Here is a 3,773-nt window from a genome sequence, read left to right on the forward strand (position 1 = left end):
ATCTGCCAATGACTGGACATAGGCTCGTTTCTACAAGCGGCTTAAACGCAATTGCTTTCTTTCAGTATTGCGATTTTGCTGAGGTCAGCAAAATCGTAAGGATGTGCTATTCATCAAGCATAGGTGGGACGAGCTGATTCTTGTTCCTTCGCTGCTAAATCAGCCCCTTCACCATCACACTGATCGAATTGATGCTTTCGCTCAAATTTGGGCGAAAGCTCATACCATGCGGTTGTTCCGAACGCCGTACCCAAGAGCCGGAAAAACCCCTATACGCGTGAATATGTGCATACGGGCATGCCGCGCTGGTCTTCTCTCCATATAGTATTGGTATTGATGACAAATGATATTTCAGGAACATAAGAACAAATCCTCCGTAATTGTAGATCTGGCAACAACACATGGCATGTTACCGCGTATGTACCCATTGCTTTGGTGGGAACTCGGGAACGATCGACGTGCTGTTCCCCAGAGAGCCGCTGGTTCTCAAGAACCTCTTCGGTAACCAGCGGGGTGGATACGAACCGGGTCCGTACAGCTCTTCAAAGATCTTCACGATGAGAAACCCATGATGGCGATACTTTGGCTCAATTTTGCGCTAAAGTGTCTCACCCAGGCCAGTCGACGGATACGACATCATCCCCTTGTGATCACAAGCGCTGCAACTGCACAACTTTTCCCTCATATATGCTAACGCGGGTATGCGCCTGCAGGCCTGTTCTTCCCTCTAAGGGAAATCGATTTTGAATATAAGGGAAAAAGTTGTATTGTGAACGCCAGTTGTGTTCACCCGCTGCTGGGACAGCTGGACAGATAGGACACTACGCCCTATAAATGTATACGCGTGTATACGGGTGCTCGCGTTGCATCCATCCCTCTTCCATCAAAAAAACTCTTGTTATATGAATTCTTGTCCCACTGTCCCAAAGCCTCGCTTATATATTGTGTTGGCATGAGTTGCGTATGGGGACACCCTCTAACATCGGCTGTCCCGTATGCAGGGGTGTCCCGCCTGATATGATAAGAAGGGCGATCTGAAGCGTGTAGTGAGTATTACTCAAATTTGAGTAAAAGTCCCCTATGATGGCCTTGAAAAGAAAATTGGCCTCAACCTGGGTGGATTCCATCCTGATCTGATCAGACCCCCACTCCCTCAGAGGGCAGCCACTCATAGACATTGACGACTTCCTTGCTCTTACGGAACTGACGGACATCACTATCGAGTACATCGAGCAGGATCCAGCCAAGGTCCTTTCCAGCCATTCCTGCCGGGTCGTCAGCATCGTTATCCGTATGCCATTGATGCAATGCCTTCAATGGGGTGGCACTCCATAGGCTGTCATATGCACCGAACAGGTCTCGCGCCGAAAACTTCGATCCCTGGTCGGCGACATTGCAATAGCAATAGACGGCACCTTGCACGAAAGCCTTGATCTGATCCACGCGGGATTCGTCGATGATTGCTGTGGTTTTGCGTTTCTTGGGTGTAGGTATTACCATGAGTCTTACACTCCCCTTCATCTGGTTGTAGTAAAGCATGTGGGTTAAACTTCCATTGCACGCTCAGAGATAGTTCCTATACCAAATTGATGGATTCTGCAACCCTTTCGTTGAAATCTGTATATGCTCTACTGGTATCACATCGCTTCCTGTATACCTAAATTGGCAAACCACCCTATAGCTCTGATCTCAATGCTTCTGATACCGCTGCTGGCCCGAAGCTCCTTTGTCGGCAACGGTAACCTTGCAGTCATGTGTGCCGATATAGCTGAGGAACATCGAACCCAGCATGAGTCGGTCTCCCTTGGGAATACGGTTCCACTCGTATCCCTTGAACAGATCCTTTACCAGAAAGGTCTCCCCTTCCCGTACATGCGAGGTCTCATCGATTGCGGTTTTCAACAAGGAATTCAGATCGTCCATAAGCAAATTTCCTCCATTTTTGTTATTGTTCTTTTTTTTAATATTGTTATTTTTAATGTTCAGAATATTGATATTATAGGCCAAAAAAATAATGTGCGTCAATCGTCTTCGCGCTCCATCATCTCCCACACAATCTTTCTGGCTTCTGGTGTCTTTCTGAGAAATTCAATCATCTTGTCCCCACAGGGATTCTCCTTCGATTGCTCATCTCCATACAGCAACCAAGATGCACTTATAGCGCATGCGTCCTCGATCTTCTTTGCAAATCGAGTCGTCATCCTTCTGCGTCCGAATTCAACTTCCACCAGGTTGGGAAGAGAAATTCCCGCTATAGCCGCCAGTTCCTTTTGCTGGATTCCTTTTCCCTTACGCCATTGTACCAACCTGCTACCGGCAGATGATGAAACCTCATCAGCCTGCAGCCTGGATGTTCCTGTAAAAAGATCCTCTCCCTCATCAAGAAACGGCCATGTAGGATTCAGTTGAAACTCCTTGATGATGGATTCAATCATTTCCATTGTCGGAAGGCTTTCTCCCTTTTCAACCCTACGCAAATGGGCAAGTGAGTAGCCGATCCTTTTTGCAAAATCGGCTTTAGAAAGTTGAAGCCTGTTTCTCAACAGCACAATCGTCTCGCAGACCGTATTGTCCAGTGAGTGTTCTATCTCCTTGTTTTCAACCCTCTTTTTGATTGACAAATGCCTAAATCTCCATAAAAATATACTTTGAAACGCCAAAATAGTAAAGCATTGATTCAAAACCACTGCTGACGAAGGAGCTATCCTTGATCCCACACACCCAATCTTCAAACGGAAGGAGATGTGTCAAAACCCTTTTTCCTCCATCATCTCCCACACAAGCTTTCTGGCTTCTGGATGTTTTTTCAAGAAACTGGTCATTCTTTGTCCACACGGAAGATACTTCGCGTCCTCATCCCCATGCAACAACCATTCAGTACCGATACCGCAGGCGTCCTCTATTCGCTGAGCCATCCTCAAGGTCAACTTCCTACGGCCATACACAACATCCTCGATGATAGCCACTGAAATTCCTGTCAGCTTTGCGAAATCCTTCTGGTTGATATGCAGTTCCTTTCTCAAGTCCACCAACCTCTCTGCAACGGCCTTGATGCTGCTCAGTTCTTCTTGTTCACTGAATTTCCGATGAAGTTTGTTACCATCTGGGTCACCGGGCCGTTCCTCAGAGAAAGGCCAATTAGAATCAAGATGAAAAACATTCCGTATGACGCTTATCAATTCATCGGTTGCTTTTCTCTTGCCTGATTCCACCTCGCTGATATGGACCCTGGAATACCCTGTTCTCATGGAGAAAGCTGAAATGGAAAGTTGATAGCTTTTACGCAATATTGTGATAGCCTTCCCGATATCTTTTTCCAGAATATCCGTATGGGCTTCTTCACTTGTTTTTGCTTCAGGGTCGATATCCATTGACAGCAGAATCCTTCTGAATAATAATCTTGACATGTTACACAAATCATATTTTTCAATAATGTGATTTGGAATAGGAGCCAACCTTGATCACATCAGACGCACCGCTCATCCGTAGCGACTACCAGACAGGACTGTTCACGAAGCAGGCACTTGCCGAGAAATACCACGTACACCCAGATACGATCACGAATGTGCTCACCAGGTGTGAGGATCAGGATATTTACCGCAGGACTTCCACTCCGGGAAATCTGTTGATCACCCCGTACCAGACCTTCATCAAGGAACAACTCCAGCGCGGAGATATGCAAGCCACATCCATATTCCAGCTTCTCATAAGACTCGGTGCCTGTCTGTCATTGTCGACGGTTACCAAAGCCGTGAGAAAAATCAAATACGATC

General features: G+C 46.5%; 5 protein-coding genes. 1 reads left to right on the top strand and 4 read right to left on the bottom strand.

Features of this window, described 5'->3' with window-relative positions:
* Window positions 1-1,137: 1,137 nt before the first annotated feature.
* From AB7S66_RS11950 to AB7S66_RS11965, 4 genes are all read right to left on the bottom strand, one after another.
* Window positions 1,138-1,500: a hypothetical protein gene (locus AB7S66_RS11950; RefSeq protein WP_323393774.1), complete on the bottom strand. Its 363-nt coding sequence runs from the start codon at window positions 1,498-1,500 to the stop codon at window positions 1,138-1,140.
* Between the two features lie 189 nt (window positions 1,501-1,689).
* Complete coding sequence (locus AB7S66_RS11955; RefSeq protein WP_013605969.1) at window positions 1,690-1,923, bottom strand: single-stranded DNA-binding protein; 234 nt, start codon at window positions 1,921-1,923, stop codon at window positions 1,690-1,692.
* 98 nt (window positions 1,924-2,021) lie between these two features.
* Complete coding sequence (locus AB7S66_RS11960; protein ID WP_422479269.1) at window positions 2,022-2,621, bottom strand: helix-turn-helix transcriptional regulator; 600 nt, start codon at window positions 2,619-2,621, stop codon at window positions 2,022-2,024.
* 126 nt (window positions 2,622-2,747) lie between these two features.
* The gene (locus AB7S66_RS11965) at window positions 2,748-3,407 is read right to left on the bottom strand and encodes a helix-turn-helix domain-containing protein (RefSeq protein WP_428520298.1); all 660 of its coding nucleotides are present in this window, start codon (window positions 3,405-3,407) and stop codon (window positions 2,748-2,750) included.
* Between the two features lie 50 nt (window positions 3,408-3,457).
* On the opposite strand from AB7S66_RS11965, the gene AB7S66_RS11970 reads away from it, so the two are divergent.
* The coding region (locus AB7S66_RS11970; RefSeq protein ID WP_428520300.1) for a hypothetical protein at window positions 3,458-3,773 on the top strand (316 nt) is incomplete at its 3' end.

The sequence above is a fragment of the Sphaerochaeta sp. genome (genome assembly GCF_050178175.1).
GTDB lineage: Bacteria > Spirochaetota > Spirochaetia > Sphaerochaetales > Sphaerochaetaceae > Sphaerochaeta.

What these genes read in the sequence shown, in the direction of transcription:
- AB7S66_RS11965 (WP_428520298.1), bottom strand. Translation starts at nt 3,407, where the DNA reads ATGTCAAGATTATTATTCAGAAGGATTCTGCTGTCAATGGATATCGAC.
- AB7S66_RS11950 (WP_323393774.1), bottom strand. Translation starts at nt 1,500, where the DNA reads ATGGTAATACCTACACCCAAGAAACGCAAAACCACAGCAATCATCGAC.
- AB7S66_RS11955 (WP_013605969.1), bottom strand. Translation starts at nt 1,923, where the DNA reads ATGGACGATCTGAATTCCTTGTTGAAAACCGCAATCGATGAGACCTCG.